Annotated in this window: 16 protein-coding genes; 8 read left to right on the top strand and 8 right to left on the bottom strand. The window is 64.8% G+C overall.

Going from position 1 to position 17256, the window contains the following annotated elements; genetic code table 11:
• Positions 1–14 precede the first annotated feature (14 nt).
• The 8 genes from NIBR502773_RS29450 to NIBR502773_RS29415 form a co-directional block, all read right to left on the bottom strand.
• The gene (locus tag NIBR502773_RS29450) at positions 15–1094 is read right to left on the bottom strand and encodes a GlxA family transcriptional regulator (protein WP_141157669.1); all 1080 of its coding nucleotides are present in this window, start codon (positions 1092–1094) and stop codon (positions 15–17) included.
• Positions 1091–2500: a GABA permease gene (gabP, locus tag NIBR502773_RS29445; protein WP_141157668.1), complete on the bottom strand. Its 1410-nt coding sequence runs from the start codon at positions 2498–2500 to the stop codon at positions 1091–1093. The genes NIBR502773_RS29450 and gabP overlap by 4 nt, the downstream gene beginning before the upstream one ends.
• 314 nt (positions 2501–2814) lie before the next feature.
• Positions 2815–3750, bottom strand: a complete 936-nt coding sequence (locus tag NIBR502773_RS29440; RefSeq protein ID WP_141157667.1) for a FecR domain-containing protein — start codon at positions 3748–3750, stop codon at positions 2815–2817.
• The gene (locus tag NIBR502773_RS29435; protein ID WP_065927404.1) at positions 3747–4256 is read right to left on the bottom strand and encodes a sigma-70 family RNA polymerase sigma factor; all 510 of its coding nucleotides are present in this window, start codon (positions 4254–4256) and stop codon (positions 3747–3749) included. The genes NIBR502773_RS29440 and NIBR502773_RS29435 overlap by 4 nt, the downstream gene beginning before the upstream one ends.
• 228 nt (positions 4257–4484) lie before the next feature.
• Entirely contained in the window at positions 4485–6032 is a 1548-nt protein-coding gene (locus tag NIBR502773_RS29430; protein WP_141157666.1) for an MFS transporter, read from the bottom strand.
• A 14-nt stretch (positions 6033–6046) separates the two neighbouring features.
• Entirely contained in the window at positions 6047–7264 is a 1218-nt protein-coding gene (locus NIBR502773_RS29425) for a cytochrome P450 (RefSeq protein ID WP_141157665.1), read from the bottom strand.
• Positions 7264–7941 (bottom strand): HAD family phosphatase, encoded by a 678-nt coding sequence (locus tag NIBR502773_RS29420; protein ID WP_027606695.1) that lies wholly within the window; start codon positions 7939–7941, stop codon positions 7264–7266. The genes NIBR502773_RS29425 and NIBR502773_RS29420 overlap by 1 nt, the downstream gene beginning before the upstream one ends.
• The gene (locus NIBR502773_RS29415) at positions 7938–8948 is read right to left on the bottom strand and encodes a ScbA/BarX family gamma-butyrolactone biosynthesis protein (RefSeq protein ID WP_141157664.1); all 1011 of its coding nucleotides are present in this window, start codon (positions 8946–8948) and stop codon (positions 7938–7940) included. Before NIBR502773_RS29415 ends, NIBR502773_RS29420 begins: the two co-directional genes overlap by 4 nt.
• Before the next feature lie 400 nt (positions 8949–9348).
• Here NIBR502773_RS29415 and NIBR502773_RS31100 point away from each other — a divergent pair, with 400 nt between their 5' ends.
• Genes NIBR502773_RS31100 through NIBR502773_RS29375 form a run of 8 tightly spaced genes read left to right on the top strand, consistent with a single transcriptional unit; the run spans position 9349 to position 17238 of the window.
• A complete protein-coding gene (locus NIBR502773_RS31100) occupies positions 9349–10428 on the top strand; it encodes an STN domain-containing protein (protein WP_141157663.1) in 1080 nt (359 codons plus the stop codon).
• Entirely contained in the window at positions 10419–12032 is a 1614-nt protein-coding gene (locus NIBR502773_RS29405; protein ID WP_257228312.1) for a TonB-dependent receptor domain-containing protein, read from the top strand. Before NIBR502773_RS31100 ends, NIBR502773_RS29405 begins: the two co-directional genes overlap by 10 nt.
• 18 nt (positions 12033–12050) lie before the next feature.
• Complete coding sequence (locus NIBR502773_RS29400) at positions 12051–12710, top strand: class II aldolase/adducin family protein (protein ID WP_065927401.1); 660 nt, start codon at positions 12051–12053, stop codon at positions 12708–12710.
• On the top strand, positions 12707–13606 hold the full coding sequence (locus NIBR502773_RS29395) for a transporter substrate-binding domain-containing protein (RefSeq protein ID WP_141157661.1): 900 nt from the start codon (positions 12707–12709) through the stop codon (positions 13604–13606). Before NIBR502773_RS29400 ends, NIBR502773_RS29395 begins: the two co-directional genes overlap by 4 nt.
• Positions 13599–14342, top strand: coding sequence for an amino acid ABC transporter permease (locus tag NIBR502773_RS29390; RefSeq protein WP_141157660.1), 744 nt, complete (start codon positions 13599–13601; stop codon positions 14340–14342). The genes NIBR502773_RS29395 and NIBR502773_RS29390 overlap by 8 nt, the downstream gene beginning before the upstream one ends.
• Positions 14332–15009, top strand: coding sequence for an amino acid ABC transporter permease (locus NIBR502773_RS29385; RefSeq protein ID WP_141157659.1), 678 nt, complete (start codon positions 14332–14334; stop codon positions 15007–15009). The genes NIBR502773_RS29390 and NIBR502773_RS29385 overlap by 11 nt, the downstream gene beginning before the upstream one ends.
• The gene (gene metC / locus NIBR502773_RS29380; RefSeq protein WP_141157658.1) at positions 15006–16271 is read left to right on the top strand and encodes a cystathionine beta-lyase; all 1266 of its coding nucleotides are present in this window, start codon (positions 15006–15008) and stop codon (positions 16269–16271) included. The genes NIBR502773_RS29385 and metC overlap by 4 nt, the downstream gene beginning before the upstream one ends.
• Positions 16204–17238, top strand: a complete 1035-nt coding sequence (locus NIBR502773_RS29375; RefSeq protein ID WP_141157657.1) for an ABC transporter substrate-binding protein — start codon at positions 16204–16206, stop codon at positions 17236–17238. Before metC ends, NIBR502773_RS29375 begins: the two co-directional genes overlap by 68 nt.
• Positions 17239–17256: the final 18 nt, after the last annotated feature.

Below are 17256 nucleotides of genomic sequence, written 5' to 3'. Positions count from 1 at the left end.
CACTCAACCTACTCTCAGCGCCTGGCCTTGAGCCGGACACTGGCAAAGGTCGACTCCCCTCGCGCCTGCTCCAGGGCACTCATTGGCATCGGCACAGGTACGGCGCGAATTTTCGGCCTCAACATGCCAACTCGCTCGCCCGCCGTCACCTGTCGCTCGTCACTGGGCGGCACGCCAAAGTACTCGCGGTAGCATTTGGAGAAGTGCGGCGTGGACACAAACCCGCAGAGCAAGGCCAGCTCCACGATCGAAATGGGGGTTTGCTTGAGCAACTGGCGTGCGCGGATCAGCCGCAACCGTAGGTAGTAGCGCGAGGGCGAACAGTGCAGGTACTTCTGGAACATGCGTTCAAGCTGCCGACGTGACAGGGCCACGTACTCGGCCAATTCATCCAGGTCGATCGGTTCTTCCAGGTTGGCCTCCATCAGCGCGACGATTTCCTGCAGCTTCGGTTGCTGGGTGCCGAGCATATGCTTGAGCGGCACGCGCTGATGATCCTGCTCGTTGCGCATGCGCTCGTACACGAACATGTCCGAAATCGCCGCCGACAACTCATGCCCATGCTCACGCCCGATCAGGTGCAGCATCATATCCATGGGCGCGGTGCCGCCCGAGCTGGTCAGGCGATCGCGGTCGAGGGTGAACACGCTGGCGCTGAGGCTCACCCGTGGAAAGGCTTCCTGCATGGCCGCCAGCCACTCCCAATGCACGCTGCATTCAAACCCGTCGAGCAGCCCCGCCCGGGCCAATACCCAACTGCCGGTACAAATACCGCCCAGGCGCTTGGAATAACGCGCCTGGGTCCGCAGCCACTTCATCAGTTCGTCGCTCAGGGTATGTTGAATACCCGTGCCGCCGCACACCACGACGATATCCGCAGAGGGCGCACCGACGATGGAACAGTCCGGCGTGATGGGCATGCCGTCGCTGGCCCACACGGGGTGGCCGTCAACACTGGCGGTGTGCCAACGATAAAGCTCCTGGCCGGACAGTTGGTTGGCCATGCGCAGCGGCTCTACCGCCGACGCCAACGAGATCAGGGTGAACTGATCCAGCAGCACGAATACCAAACAGGTGACCGACCGGGGGGTCATGGGCGCGAAGCCAGGGGGATCGGTTTTTGGGTGCCTTCAGGCTGTCGCGCCGTGATCACGCCGACCAGGGAAATCAGCAAGGCTAGGCCGATGGTCGACGACACCTCAAAGCGGTGCTCGGGCGTCAACAGCATCACCGCCAATGCGCAACAGATGAAGACGATGACCACCCAGGTCAGCCAGGGAAACAGCCACATCTTGAACGTCAGGGTGACATTACGGCGTTGCAGGACCTTGCGCATGCGCAGTTGCGACACGGCGATCACCAGGTACACCAGCAAGGCGATGGCGCCCGAGCTGGCCAGCAGAAACTGGAACAATCCGGCGGGCATGAAGTAACTGAGCAAGGTCACGCCAGCCCCGAGGATCGTGCTGGCGATCACGGCGGCCCTCGGCACACTCGCGGCGGAGGTCTTTTTCATCAGCGTGGGCGCATCCCCGCGCTTGCCCAAGGAATACAGCATGCGTGAAGCAATGTAGATGGACGAGTTCATGCAGCTCGCCACGGCAATCAACACCACCACGTCCACCAGTAACTTGGCGTGGGGAATGTTCATCAGCTCCAGGGCACGCTGATAAGAGCCTACCGACGCCAACAGCGGGTCATTCCACGGCACCACGGAAATCACCACGAAGATCGACAACACGTAGAACACGCCGATGCGCCACATCACCGAGCGGGTGGCCCGGGCGATATTCTGCGCCGGGTTATTGGACTCGGCAGCCGCGATGGTGACGGCTTCCGTGCCGATAAAGCTGAACATGATGGTGATGAATGCCCCGACCACCGCCGACAAACCGTTAGGCGCGAAACCGCCGTGCTCTTCCATCAGGCGACTCAAGCCGCTGGCCTCCCGCTCGGGAATCCAGCCCATCAGCACCGCGCCTCCCAGGCCGATAAAGCCGATGATCGCCACCACCTTGGCCATGGCAAACCAGAACTCGAATTCACCGTACTTGGAGACGCTGAACAAATTGGTGACCACCAACAAAAAGATCGACAACAAGGCGAACAGCCAAGCGTCGATCTGCGGGAACCACTGGTTGAGGATATGCCCGGCGGCCAGGGCTTCGATGGGAATCACCAGCACCCAGAACCACCAGTACAGCCAGCCGATCGTAAACCCGGCCCAGCGCCCGATGGCCTGGTCGGCGTAGGTCGAGAATGAGCCGGTGTCGGGGTTGGCCACCGCCATCTCCCCCAGCATGCGCATGACCAGCACCACTAACAGGCCGGAAAACAGATACGCCAGCATCACGGCCGGCCCCGCCGCCGCAATGGCGTGCCCGGAGCCGACAAACAGCCCCGCGCCGATAATGCCTGCAATGGAGAGCATGGTGACATGACGCGGCTTGAAGCCCTGCGCCAGCTGGCCGTTGGAATCCTTGGAAGTCAGGCTATTCATCGTTGTTTTTTATTCTCTGTGATCGACGTTAAGACGTACTGACTGGAAGGTCAGGCGATCATCGTTTCTTAATGACGGGTCACAGTACGCGGCATCCCTGCCGCGAAAATAGCCTGATAACGGCACTCAGTCGCCTGATATCGACATCGAGCCAGGGCTGGTTAGCCGCTTTTCAGAGCCTCGCCAGCTACGTATGTCCTCAGATCAGGGCACGGGTATCTACACACCGATGCATATCGAGGGGAGCACCAACGCATGGAAACCCAACGGTCCCGCACCGCACAGGCGCCCCACAAAGAGGGCATCGCCCTCGCCTACACCCGCGCCCCAATCAACACCAGCACGCCACCCCACTGCGTCACCCTGATCGGCAAGCTTTGCTCCAAGGCCTCCAGGGTCTGGCGCGCATCATCCAGCGGGAACCGGCCACTCACGCGCAGCTGCGCCACCGCGGCATCCAGGCGCACGATGCCCTTGCGGTAGGGCCGGATCGCTTCCACCACGCTGGCCAGTGTCTGGTTGCGCACCACCAGCCAGCCGTCGAGCCAGGCGGTTTCGGTGGTGGCCATGGGTACTTGGGTGAGGATGCGCTGGTGGTCGAACAGCGTGCTCTGGTGCATGGCCACCCGTTGCTGCGCGCCGCCGTCGAAGTGCAGCACCGCGTCGGCATCCAGGGTGACCAGGCGCATCGCGCCGTCCTGTTCACTCAGCATCAGGCGGCCCGTGGTGGCACTGATATGGGCGGCGCGGGTCTTGACCTGCAGCGGACGCAGCAGGTTCACCAGCATTTCGCCGGTGCGCAGTTCAAGGCTGTGCGCGTCCCCGGCCTGCGTCGAGACCACCTCGCTGCGGGCATTGAGCTTGAGGGTGCTGCCATCGGCCAGTTGCCAGGTGCGACGCTCGGCGGTGCCGGTGGCGTAGGTCTGCCCCGCGTCTTCAAAACGCCAGCCCCACCCCGCGCCCGCCGCCAATCCCAGCGCACACAGGCTGGTACGCAGGAATGCGCGACGGCTGTTGGGTTGCTCCAGGCTACGCAGCAACTGCGCGCTGGAGCGCCCACGCCAGGGTGAGGCCTTGAGCTGATCGAGGCCGGCGAGCAGTTGCGCGTATACCTGGCGATGATGGGCCGAGGTGCCCCGCCATTCATCCAGCGCCTGCTGCTGGGCGGGGCTGAAGTCGCCGGACTGGATCTGCACCAGCCAGCCGATGGCCTCCTCGGCCACCGGGTCGTTCAAAGGCTGTTTGCTCACTCGCTCAACCCCAGATAACAGGCGCGCAGGGCCTGGGTCATCAATTGGTGGATGCGCCCCAGGGACAGGCCCAGGCGTTCACTGATCTGCGTGTAGGTCATGCCGTCCAACTGGCTGTGCACGAACACCGCCTTGGCTTGTCCCGACAGGCCGTCCAGCAGCCGGTCGATGGCCAACAGGCTCTCGATCAGAATCAGCTGTTCCTGGGGCGATGGGTGCACGTGTTCGGGCACGTCGGCGAGGATCTGCAAGTAGGCTTTTTCCAGGTCGCGCCGGCGCCAGCTCTCGTACATCAGCCGCTGGGCGATGGTGGTCAGCAGCGCGCGCGGTTCGCGAATGGCCGTGGGGTCGGGCAGCATCCACACCTTGAGGAAGGTCTCGGCGGCGATGTCCTCGGCGCTGTGGCTGCAACCGGTGCGGTACGACAAACGCGCGCACAACCAGCTGTAGTGCTGCTGGAAAATCTGGCCGATAAGGCGGGTCTTGAGCAAAGCATTCGGGTCCATAGGTCCATAATCTTCATGGACTGCACACGCCAGCGGACAAGTGGTGGTGGGCCTGTCGGTTTGAGGTAGACCTGCGTCCGGGCAGGTGAGTCCAGTTTGCCCCAGGGGGCATCACCAGATAAAAGAATAAAAAAAGCCATCAAGCTGCATTTTTTGCATAACCTTCGGCGCTTTTACGGGCACGCCAAAGCACCGCCTGCAGCTGTCGCAGGCGGTATGGCGCGTGGCTCAGTGCGTGGCCAGTTGCGCCTCGCTGCGTTCCTGTTCGCGCAATGGGCGTACCAGCCAGGTGACCACCACGGTCAGCACCAGCAGGATCACCGCCAGCGCCCAGAGCACACCATGGAAGGCGCTGTCATAGCCGCCGATAAACAGGCTGTGCACCGTCGCCGCCTGCTCCGCGCCCAGGGTTTGCAGGGAAGCGGTGAGGTTGCCGGCCGCGACGTCGTCGATCCAGCGTTGCAGGGTCGCCGGGTCGGGCGCCAGGCGGCTCAACGTGCCGCGCAACTGGCTGTCGAGCAAGGTCGCCAGCAGCGAGCCATACAAGGCCACCGCAATCGCCTCACTGCCCAGGCGGAAGGTGTTGAGCAGGCCCGCCGCCATCCCGGCCTTCTGCTCCGGCACGGTCTTGAGCGCCAGGCCATCCACCAGCCCGGCCGACAGGCCCATGCCAATGCCGACCAGCAACAGCGGCACTGCCAGTTGCCACAGCGCCACACCGACCTGGCTGACCAGCGCCAACGCCACCACACCGACCAGCAACGCAATCAGGCTGGCCTTGAGAATGCCGATCGCCGACACCCCGCGTGCCGCCCACTTGCCCGCCAGGATCGGGCAAAACAGCATCGGCACCGTCAGCAGCAACATCGCCAGGCCCGCATGGGTCGCGCTCAATTGCAGCACGCCGAACAGGTAGCTCGGCAGGTACGTGAGCAAGGTCACAAAACCGAACGACGCCGCCACGGTGACCAGCGCCAGGCCGACGAAGGGCCCGCGCGCCAGCAGCGACAGGTCGAGCATCGGCTGCAGGTGGCGACGCTCCTGCCAGGTAAACACTGCCAACAGCACCACGGCGACCGCCACCAGGCCCAGTACACCGCGGCTGGTCCAGCCCCATTGCGAGCCCTGCACAATCGCCACCATCAGCGCCAGCAAGGCCAGCACAAACAGCGTCGCCCCCGGCACATCGAAGCGCGCGGTGCGCTCAGCCAACACGCCATCGCGGGTAATCAACGGGCTGCCCAGCAGCACGATCACCAGGGTCACCCCATGGGCCCAGAAAATCGCGCGCCAGCCGACGCTGTCCAGCAGCAGGCCGGACAAGGTCGGGCCCAGGCTCACGCCCAGGCCGGCAACGGTGCCGAACAGGGCAAACGCGCGCAGCCGCGCCGGGCCGCTGAAGTGGGTGGACAAAATCGCGATGCCGCAGGAAAAGATTGCCGCCGCCCCGATGCCCGCCAGCCCCCGCGCCGCGTCCAGCAGCCAGGCGCTCTCGGCCACGGCGGACAGCACCGAGGCCACCACGTACAGCGAAGCGCCGGCGACAAAACAGCGTTTGCGCCCGAGCCGATCCGCCAGCGCGCCCCACGCCAGGGTGAAGCAGGCAAACGCCAGGTTGAACGCATTGACCACCCATTGCAGGCTGGTCAGCGGCGCCTGGATGTCGGCGCCGATGGCCGGCAACGCGAGCGCCGTACCCGAGATGGAACTGGGCACGACGAAGATCGCCAGCAGGATGATGGTCAGTAAAGCCGTATCGGCAAAGGTCGTTTTCATGGGTCCTTCCAAGGTCAGGTTGAAGTGAAGCCGTGCACCGGCAAGCGGGCAGGACGGCGCAGGATGATGCCATCGACCCAGGGCACCTGGTCCGCCGGCACCGCCAGGCGCAGGTTCGGGAAGCGCTGCACGAGAATCTGCAGCACCGTGGTGATTTCCAGGCGCGCCAGGGCGGCGCCCATGCAGTTGTGCATGCCGTAGCCGAACTGCAAATGCCGCGCGCCCTTGCGGTCCAGGCGAATCGCCAGGGGCTCGGGGAACGCCGCCGGATCACGGTTGGCGGCAAACGCATCGGCGTAAATGATGCTGCCTGCGGGAATCAGCCCCCACGGCCCTTCCAGGTCGACGCTGGCCAGGCGCGGGAAGGTCGAGATGGTGCCCAGGGGAATCAGGCGCAGCAGCTCCTCGACCGCCTCCGGGATCAGCCCCGGATCGTCGACCAATTGCTGCCACAGCTCGGGGGCCGCCAACAGGGTGTACACCGATTTGGTCAGCACCGTGAGGATGTTCTGGTCGCCGCCGATCAATACCCCCAGGAGGATGCCCACCAGCTCCTTGTCGTTGAGCGGCGGCTCGCTGTCGGCGCGGGTCGCGACGAAGCGCTGGATCAGTCCATCGGGATCGGTGGGCCGCGCACCGGTGACCAGGTCCGTCAGGTAGTTGTACACGCCCCAGAACTGGTTCAGCAGTTCCGGCACATCCGCGTCCGACGCCACCTGCACGGTATGGCTGAGGGGCCGGTAATACTCACGGTCACTCAAGGGGATACCGAGCAACTGGCAATCCACCGTGGCGGGGATGTGGTCAAGCACCTGGGCAAACAGATCGGCACCGGGCGCCTGGCGCTGCAATACATCGAGGCGTTCATGGGTGGCGCGCTCCACCTTGTCGCGCAGCAACGCCACGCCACTGGGGCTGAAGTCCCGGGCCACCACCTTGCGCAGGCGACCGTGGTCGGGGATGTCGTTGTTGAGCAGCAGTTCAGGCGGCGTGATGGTCGGCAAAAAGCTCGCACCGTCTTCTTCGTTACACGGGGCGCGTATCGCGCGGTTATCCAGCAGCAACGCCTGCACGTGTTCGTAACGGGTCAGGTGAAAGGCCAGGTGGCCGCTGGGCAGCAGAATCCTCGGCAGGCCATTGGCGGGGCTGGCGGTTTGATAGGCCGGCGGTGCATCCAACTGCGGGATGCGCGCCACGGTGACCTCGGGTCTGGCGATCACGGCGATATTCATCAGGCAGGCTCCACGGCAGGTTGCAACAGGCTGACACCGGTGAGGCGCTGCAGCTGGGCGAGCGCCTGGTGGTTGTCGATAAAGTGCAGCACTTGCCAGCCAAGCGCGGCGGCGGCTTCGATGTTTTCCGCGACGTCGTCGATCAACAGGCTGTGCTGCGGTGCGACGCCCGAGCGCGCAGTCGCCACCTGGAAGAACGCCGGCTCCGGCTTGCGGCTGCGCTCCCGGCTGGAATCGACAATCAGGTCCACCACCTCATCCAGGCCTACCATCGCCCGCCAATGCCTTTCCCACTCCACCACGTTGTTGGTGAGGATGCCAACACGAAAACCGGCACGCTTGAGTGCGCGCACGGCGGCCACCAGCGGCGCATTGGCCGGCACCCCCGCGAACCATTGCGCGCCGAAGGTGTGCAGGTGAGCGCGGGATAAATCGACCTGCGGGTCACGGCGGCGCAGGGCCTGCGCCAGGCGCTCGCCCCACTCGCGCTCGGTGAGCAAGGCACTCTCCACCGGCGCGAGCATGGGCACGCCCAACTCATCGGCCACATCGCCCATGGCCTGTTGCAGCACGTGCGGGGCCAGGCCGGTCTTGACCTGGTATTGCTCGAACAGCGCCGGAATCGGCGGCGACAGCACCCCACCGAAATCGAACCAGATAAATTGCAGGTCGCTCATCGCACACCTCCCGCCACCAGGGCCAAGGGTTGGCTGGCGACCAGCGGCAGCAACTCGAGCTCAGCGGTGGCAATCACCGCACCGCCCTGCTCGACCTCCAGCGCCAAGGTGATGCGACCGTGTTCGTCACGGGCCAGGGAGGTCAGGTCCGCACGCACCTGGGTTGGCAAACCAAACTCACCGAAGCGGGTGAACACCACATGGCAGCGGGATAACAGCAACTGCTCGGGCCCGACCTGCAACTGCCGGTCAGCCGCCACCAGCGCCACTTGGCGGAAGCCTTCGAGCAACAGCATGCCGGGGATATGGTCGAGGGGGTGGTCGAAGATCGCCGGGTTGTTCAGGTCGACGATCAGCGGCGCCACCAGCGTCGCGGCGCCCTGCTCCAGTTCACGGCCGAGCACCACATTGTTCAGCCAGTGACGCCCTACGGCGGATGGACTCAAAGGTGGCGGCAACTGTGCCAATGGGTCGGCGTTGGCGGGAATCGCCGCCAGGCCACGGGCACGCATCTTGTTCCAGGCCGCGCCGCTCATCCAGCGAATGCTCATGCGTTCGTGGCGTGCAGCCACTTCGCCATTGATGCTCAGGGACATGTTCAGGGTCACGCCATTGCGCTCGCCGTGGCGCAGGTATTCATCCACCACGTAGACATCGATCTCGGCGGATGCCGGACGATCCCCCACCACCAATAAACTCCGGTCGGTCACGCGGGTCACACTGTCCAGGTAGATAAACTTGTCCTGGGCGCTGACGTCGAGGAACGCATGTGAGATATAAATTGACGCCTGGCGGAATACTTCCAGCAATAACAGCATGTCGTAGTGTGCGGCGCGGTGGGTATGTTCACTGAAGTAACTGTGGGTACGCGGTAGTTGAGCGCTGCAGCGAAAGTGTCCTTCCTTTACCAGTTCCGCGCCGGTCAGGAACACTTCGCTGACGGCGGCACGGTGCACCATGCTGCGCGGCACGGTGTTTTCGCAACGAATAGCCAGGGCTTCAGACATAGCAATCTCCTCCTTTGATTACCGCGAGAAGGCTAAGCTGAAACGTTTTTTCGCCACAACTGACCGAACGGCTAGGTCGTTGGACATGAACCTGTAGAACTTGCACTTCAGACATGGGCATCTGTCTCCTGATGAGCTTCTCCGTAAGCGTGCAGACCGCCGTACACGTTCATCGCGGTGAACGTTGTATGCTTTGCGCGGACAACCCGTTCTGGCTGTCAGTACCCTTGTGCAGATAGTCCCTTATATTTTCACTGCGCACTTAGACCCATTTGATCGAAGCTTATAAGCGCAACTAAATCATCTAGACACCCAACTAATCGTTCTAACTTAGTAGTGAAAATCCACACGCGAAGTTGCTCAAGGTCGTAAAGAACATCACGACCCGGAGCAGATTGGCATGTTGAAAACAGGATTCACCCTGGCGCCTTTGGCGTGTGCATTGGCCATGGGCGGGCTGACGCTGCCGAGCCTGGCGTTGGCGCAAAACGACGCGGCGACGGTACAACGGGTGATTGACTTCAATATCCCCGCAGGCCCCCTGGATGAGGTGCTGCTGAGCATCTCCCAGCAAAGCGGCCACCCTATCGCCTTCGACCCGCCGCTGGTGGAAGGCCGTGGGAGCCGCGCGATCCAGGGCCGACTGAGCCAGGAGCAGGCGCTGGGCATTGCCTTGGGCGGCTCCCCGTTGGGCTTCAGCCAGACGGCCAGCGGTGCAGTGTTGATCCATCGACTGGCCAGCCCGGCAGCGGCAGCCAACAGCGAACCGCTGGCGCCACGCCTGAAATCCGTGGAGGTGATCGGCACCCGGCGCAGCGACGTCACCGCGCTGCAAAGCGCGGCACCCGTGGATGTGATCAGCAGCGAGCAGTTGCAGCGCGCCGGCACCGATAACCTGGCCAAGGCCCTGGAAACCCTGGTGCCGTCGGTGAACTACCCGCAGGTCAACGGCACCGATGGCGTGTCGTCGCAGCGGCCGGTGTCGTTACGTGGGTTGGCGGCCGACCAGGTGCTGGTGCTGGTCAATGGCAAGCGTCGGCATGCCTCGGCCTTCGTCAACACCAAGGCCACTCTGGGGCGTGGCTCACAGGCGGTGGACTTGTCGACGATTCCCGTCAGCGCCGTCGACCATATCGAAGTGCTGCGCGATGGCGCCTCGGCCCAATACGGGTCGGATGCAATTGCCGGGGTGGTCAATATCGTGCTCAAGGAGCAGGACCACGGCGGCGCCGTGCAAAGCACCTTCGGCCAGTACACCAAGGGCGATGGATTTCGCCGGTCGGTGGGGGCTGGAGCGGTTTCACCTTGCCCGGCGATGGCTTTCTCACCCTCAGCGGCGAAGGCCTGCGCAGCGAACGCACCTCCACCGGCGGCACCGATGGCCGGCAGTTCTACCCCAGCGGCGACGCCCGTGAAGCGGATGCCGACCGCCATTGGCGCTACGGCTCGCCGGGCCTCGAGGACTGGAACCTGGCGCTGAACAGCGGCCTGTCCCTGAGCGACACGGTCGACCTGTACGGCTTCGCCACCTACCAGGACCGTACCGGCGAATCCCAGGCAACCTTTCGCCGGCCCATCGACCCCAACAACCTGGTGGCCGTGTACCCCAACGGTTTCCTGCCACTGCTCGACGTGCGCTCGCGGGATGCCTCGGTCACCAGCGGCGTGAAGATTCGCGATGAGCAACTTGGCAGCTTTGACCTCAGTGCCAACTACGGGCGCAACCGCATCGACTATCACCTCAGCGATTCGCTCAACGCCAGCCTCGGCGCCGCCAGCCCGACGAGCTTCAATGCCGGGGCGCTGGTCAATGAGCAAACCAACGTCGGCCTCGACCACATCAAGGAACTCAAGGTCGGCTGGGGCGCAGGCCCGCTGGTGTTCTCCAGCGGCCTGGCGTGGCGCAACGAAGCCTATGAAGTGATCGCCGGCGACCTCGCCTCCTGGACCCACGGCAGCGCCCTGCCCGCCCGTGCCGGCGGCGCCCAGGGCTTCCCCGGCACCCAGGACAGCGACGAAGGCCGTTATGCCCGCCACGTGTTCGGAGGCTACCTGGGCCTGGAGCAGCAAGTCACCGACAAACTGCAACTGGGCCTGGCCGGGCGCAGCGAGCACTACGACGATTTCGGCACCACCAGCACCGGCAAGTTCTCCGCGCGCTACGACTTCACCCCGCAGTGGGGCCTGCGCTCGACCCTCAGCAGCGGCTACCGCGCGCCTACCCTGGGGCAGATCGGCACCTCGGCGACCCAGACCGAGTTCAAGGCCGGCGACCCCACCGCCTATCAGGTCGGCACCGTCAGCGTGAACACCCCGGTCGCCCGCGCCTTGGGCGCCAGTGACCTGAAGCCGGAAAAATCCACCAGCCTGTCCCTCGGCGTGGTCTGGCAGCCACTCGAGCGTGCAAGTGTCAGCCTCGATGCGTACCACATCCGCATCAAGGACCGCATTGCCCTGTCGGAAACCCTCAGCGGCACCCAGGTCAGCCAGATCCTCGCCAACCAAGGCTACGGCAACTACTCCGGGGTGAGTTTTTTCACCAATGCACTCGACACCAAGACCAGCGGCGTGGACCTCGCCGCCCACTATCGCCTGGACCTGGCCGACGCCAGCCAGCTGACCCTCAACGGCGCCTTCAACTACAGCAAGACCCAGGTCACCGACATCAAGGACAACCCCGGCCCACTGGCCGGTACCGGCATCACCCTGATCAATCGCGAAGCCCTGAGCTATGTGGAAAGCGCCTCGCCCAACAGCAAGCTGATCCTCGGTGCCGACTGGCGCAAGGGCGCCTGGCAGGCGAGCGTCAACACGATTCGCTACGGCACCTACACCCTCGATTCCAACCTTGGCGAAGCCCGCGACCAGACCTTTTCGGCGCAATGGGTGAGCAACGCCAGCCTGTCCTACGACATCAACCAGGCGCTCACCCTGACCCTGGGCGGCAACAATATATTCGACAGTTACCCGGACAAGATCGACGTGGCCAACCGCTTTGTCGGCGGGCGCGTGGCCTACCAGAGCATCTCCCCGGCCGGTGCCGAAGGCGCCTTCTACTACGTGAAAGCCGACTACCGCTTCTGACTCAACCAAGGAGTTCCCATGAGCTTTGATCCTGTGCGTTTTACCCAAGTGTTCGAACACGACTTTGCCCTGGCCAAGCAACTGCTGATCAAGCACCAGGTGTTGTCGAGCAATGAGGCGGGCAATATCAGCCTGCGTATTCCCGGCGAAGCACGGCTGGTGATTGCCTCGCTCAGCGGCGCCGACAGTGGCGTGGCGGCGATTGTCGACTTCGACCTGCAACACAGCCAGGGCAGCCTCACCGACAACCTCAAGGAAGTGGCGGCGCTGCACGTGGCGATCTACCGCGAGCGGCCCTCGGTGAATGCGGTGATTCACACGCACTCGCCGTACCTCACCGCCTTCGCGATTGCCGGGCGAGCGTTGCGCCCCCATGCCACGCAGTTGCTGGGGATTCTGGATGAAGACCAGGAGGTGCCGCTGACGGCGTGGGGGCCGCGGTATGCGCCGGAGCCGGTGGTGGCGGCGTTACGCGAGCATCCGCGTGCGCCGGCGGCGTTGCTGGCCAATCACGGGCCGTTTGCGTGGTCGGAGCGGGACGTGCTGGCGGCGACGCGGTTGTTGGTGAACCTGGAAGAAGCGGCCTACCTGACCTTCCTGGCGCAGCAGCTCGGTACGCCGCAGCCCTTTCCCAGCGGCGCGGCGCAGCGGTCGCGCCTGGGCTGGAGTGCGACATGAGTGCGCTCGCTCATCGCCCTGATAAAAGTAGAAGGGGCGGTGCGACGATTCGACTTGCCTCCGGCCCTTACGACAGGTCACTTTGGCAGCGGGCGCTGTTGGTTATTTTTGCATTCGGCGCACTCCACGCCCACGCCGAACCCCTGCTGGAACGGGCCCAATCCCGTGGCACCCTCAACGTCTGCACCAGCGACGAATTCCCCCCCTTCAAGACCTTCGATGCCCAAGGCAAGCCCGGCGGGTTGATCCTGGACCTGATCGTCGACCTGCAACAGCAGCTGTCTGCCAAGGTCGGCCAGCCGCTCAAGCTGCAACTTGTGCCAGTCAATCCGCTCAACCGCTTGCTGTTTCTCGAACAGGGCCGTTGCGAGGTGCTGGTCACGTCCCTGCTCGACACCCCCGCACGGCGGCGCGAAGTGGATTTCGCCAGCCCCGGTTTCTACAGCTCGGCCGCCACCGTGTTTGCGCCGAAAAGCACCGCCGTGCCGGACTGGCAAAGCCTGCGCGGCAAGACCCTGTGTGCGCCCGCCACCAGTGTGTGGGTGCGCCCGTTTGAAACGCGCTACGGCGTGCAGTTCGCCTCGTTCAACGGCACGGCCGAAGTGCGCAAGGCGGTGGCCGACAGCCGTTGCCTGGGGGCGATGGGTGACGATGCGTTGTACAGCGCCCTGGCGCGCCAGCCGGAATGGGCCGACTACGAGGTCAAACTGCCGGCCCAGGACCCGGCGCCGTGGGGCATTGCCTTGCGCAAGGGCCAGCCGGCGTTGTTGGCGGCGGTGTCGAGTATTGTCGAAGGCTGGCATGCCCAGGGCGTGATCATCGGCCTGGAACAGCGCTACGGCCTGGCGCCGAATGCCTGGGTAGCGCAGCAGCATGCGCGAGCCAGCCATGAGTGAGATCAACCTGCGCCTGTGGCTGGAACAGCATGGCCTGTCGCTGAGCATCCTGTGGGACCCGATAGACCGCCAGCGCTTCCTGCTCGGCCTGGGCCTGACACTGTTGCTGTCGGTGGCAAGTATTGCGCTGTCCCTGGTGATCGGTGTGTGGGGCGCTGCCGGCCTGGGTTCGCGCCGCTCGCTGTGGCGCCGGTTGAGCGCGGGGTACGTCGCGTTGTTTCGCAACACGCCGCTGTTGGTGCAGCTGTTCTTTTTCTACTTCGGCGTCGGCGCCTGGCTGCCGCTGGCGGACGACACCAGCGTGCGGCTGCTCAACGGCACGCAATGGGCAATCATCGTGCTCGCCCTGCACAGCGGCGCGTTCCAGGCCGAAAACCTGCGCGCCGGGATCGATGCCGTGCCCCGCGCCACCCTCGACGCGGCTGCGGCCCTGGGCATGCAGGGGGTCACGGTACTGCGCCATATCGTGCTGCCGCTGGCGCTGCGCAACAGCCTGCCGGCCATGGGCAATACGGTGGTGCAAACCATCAAGTCGACCTCGATTGCCTACGCGATTGCGGTGCCGGAATTGCTCTATGCGAGCAATCGGATCTGGTCGGACAACTTTAACGTCGCCGAGATGATGCAGGTGCTGTTGCTGGTCTGGTTGCTGCTGATCGGCGCCAGCAGTTGGCTGCTGCGCCGCCTGGAAGACCACCTGCGCCTGCCAGGCCAGGAGTTGCCCGATGCTGCCTGAACCGTCCTGGCCTGCGCTGTTGTGGCAGTGGGCGCCGGCGCTGCTGCAAGGTTTCGGCCTGAATATCCTCATGGGCGTCACCGCGATGCTGGTGGCCACGCTGGCCGGTGTCGTGCTCGGCAGCCTGCAGGTCAGCGCCCGGCCGCGCCTGCGCCGTGGTGCCGGGCAGCTGAGCCGCCTGCTGCGCAACCTGCCGTGGCTGGTGGTGATGTTCTACGTGGCCTACCTGTTGCCCTATGAAGTGCACTGGGCCGGGCGCTGGTGGCAATTGCCGGATTGGCTCAAGGTCGCGCTGGGCCTGGCCTTGCCCGCTGTGGGCTATGTCTCGGAGATCGTGCGCGGCGCCGTACGCGCGGTGCCGATGGGGCAATGGGAAGCCGCCCAGGCCCTGGGCATGCATCACGGCCAGGCGCTGCGCCACGTGATCATCCCGCAGACCCTGCCGAGCCTGGTGGCGCCGTGGATGAACCTGTATTGCGCGGTGACCATGTCCACCTCCCTGGCCAACCTGCTGGGGGTGGAAGAGCTGATGACCACCGTGCAATCGCACCTGTCCACGCAACTGCGCAACGACCTGCTGCTGCCCGCCTACGGCTTGGTGTTCATCGCCTTCTTTGTCTACATCTACCCCCTCTCCCGCCTGGCCAAACGGCTGGAGCGCACATGAGCATTGACCCTATGCATGACGATACCCTGCTGACCCAGTTGGGACGCGACCCCGCCAGCCACGAAGGCAGCGTCAACACTCCGGTGTATCGCAGCTCGACCTTTATCTGGCCCGACACCGGCACCCTCGAAAACCACCTGCAACAGGCCGCCGACCCGCATTATCGCGGGCATATCTACGGCCGTAACGGCAACCCCACCACCGCCGCCTTCGAAGACGCCGTGGCGCAGCTGGAAGGCGGCTTTCGCGGGCTGATCATGCCCAGCGGCCTGGCGGCGATTGTCGGCGCGGTGCTGGCCGTGGCGCGGGCCGGCGACCATATCCTGGTGACCGACAATTGCTATTGGCATGCGCGCCAGGTGTTCGACCAGATCCTGCCGCGCTATGGCATTGAGGCCACGTACTTCGCGCCGATGCTCGGCGCCGACATCGCCGGTTTGCTGCGCCCGAATACGCGCCTGGTGTACGCCGAAGCACCCGGTTCCAGCACCTTCGAGGTCCAGGACATTCCCGCCCTGGCCGCTGCCGCCCATGCCCACGGCGCACTGCTGATGCTCGACAACACCTGGGCCACGCCGCTGTTCTTCAAGGCGTTCGCCCATGGTGTGGACATCTCGATTCATGCCGCCACCAAGTACCTGGTGGGCCATAGCGACGCCATGCTCGGCGTGATCGTCACCACTGAAACCCTGTATTCGACGGCGCGCGAGACCGTCCGCCAACTGGGCTATATCGCCAGCGCCGACGACGCCTACCTGGGCCTGCGTGGCCTGCGCACCCTGGGTGTACGCCTGCGCCAGCACCAGCGCTCGGCGCTCACCGTCGCGCAGTGGCTGCAACAGCGTCCCGAAGTGGCCCAGGTGCTGCACCCGGCGCTGCCGGGGGCCATCGGGCACGCGCTGTTCAAGCGTGACTTCCTCGGTTCCACCGGGCTGTTCGGCGTGGTCCTCAAGCCGCATTTCGAGCCCCAAACCAAGGCCTTCCTGGAAAGCCTGCAGTTGTTCGCCATGGGCGCCAGCTGGGGCGGTTTCGAGAGCCTGATTCGCCAACAGCAACGCCACCCTTCGGCACAGATTGAAGCGGGCGTGCTGCTGCGCCTGCACGTGGGCCTTGAAGCGGTCGAGGACCTGCTCGCCGACCTGCAACAAGGCCTCGAACGCCTGAGCGCCCCCCCCATTCCCCAAGGAGTCTGCCATGAGCCAAACACTGCCCACCCACTACAGCATTTGCCCGCTGCTGGTCGCGTCCAATATTGCCGTTGAACTCGGTTGGCTGGACGAGGAATACCAACGCGTCGGCGCCGACGCGATCTACCTGCGCTCACTGCCCGACAACCTCGGTTGGCTGCCGCACTTCACCCATGGCGAAGCCCGCTTGATTCGCGATGGCGGCGCGGTGCCGGCCTTGTGGGCGCGCGCCGACCAGGCCGATACGTTGCTGGTGGCCAGCACCGCCACCCAACGCGCCGGGCAGATCCTGGTGCGTGCCGAGGGGCGTATCCGCCAGGTCGCCGACCTGTTCGGCAAGCGCATCGGCGTGCCGGTGAGCCGCAACACGGCGCGGGTCGATGTGCTCAAGGCGCTGGCCGAGCATGGCCTGTTCAATGCCCTGCAACTGGCCGGGCTGGAGCCGTCGCAAGTGCGCCTGATCGAGCTGGAGGATGAAGGCGACCCGCAGACCTTGCTGCCGGCCGTGCGGCCTTCGGCGTTCTGGTCGCAACTGCATGGGCTGCATGGCAAACCGGGGCATGAGGTGCAGGCCCTGGCCGAAGGCCGTGTGGATGCGCTGCATGTCGCGGCCGGGCATGTGCCGGCGCTGCTCGCCAGCGGTGAATTCACGGTAATCGAAGACCTGGAACGCTACCCGGACTGGACCCTGAAAAACCACAACGGCCCCTACGCCACCACCGTCAACCGCGCCTTTGCCGAAGAACACCCCCAGGTGGTGGTGGCGTTCCTGCGCGCCGCGATCCGCGCCGGGCACTGGATCAACCAGCACCGCGACGCCGCCGCCGAGCTGTTCACCCGCGTGACCTTCCTGCCGGACGCCGGGTTTATCCGCCGCGCCATTGCCGAGCTGGATTTTGTGCCGAACCTGGCGCCGCAGAACCTGGCGGCCCTGGAGCTGAAGAAGGACTTCTTGGTGCAACGCGGCTTCCTGCAGAACGACTTCAGCGTGCACGAGTGGGCCCAGCCCGGGTTTCTCGCCCAAGCCCACGCCGGGCTTTAACGCCACACCTTTGCCAAG

This window comes from Pseudomonas sp. NIBRBAC000502773 (assembly GCF_006517195.1).
Classification (GTDB): domain Bacteria; phylum Pseudomonadota; class Gammaproteobacteria; order Pseudomonadales; family Pseudomonadaceae; genus Aquipseudomonas; species Aquipseudomonas marginalis.
This window is presented reverse-complemented; position numbering and strand designations above follow the sequence as displayed.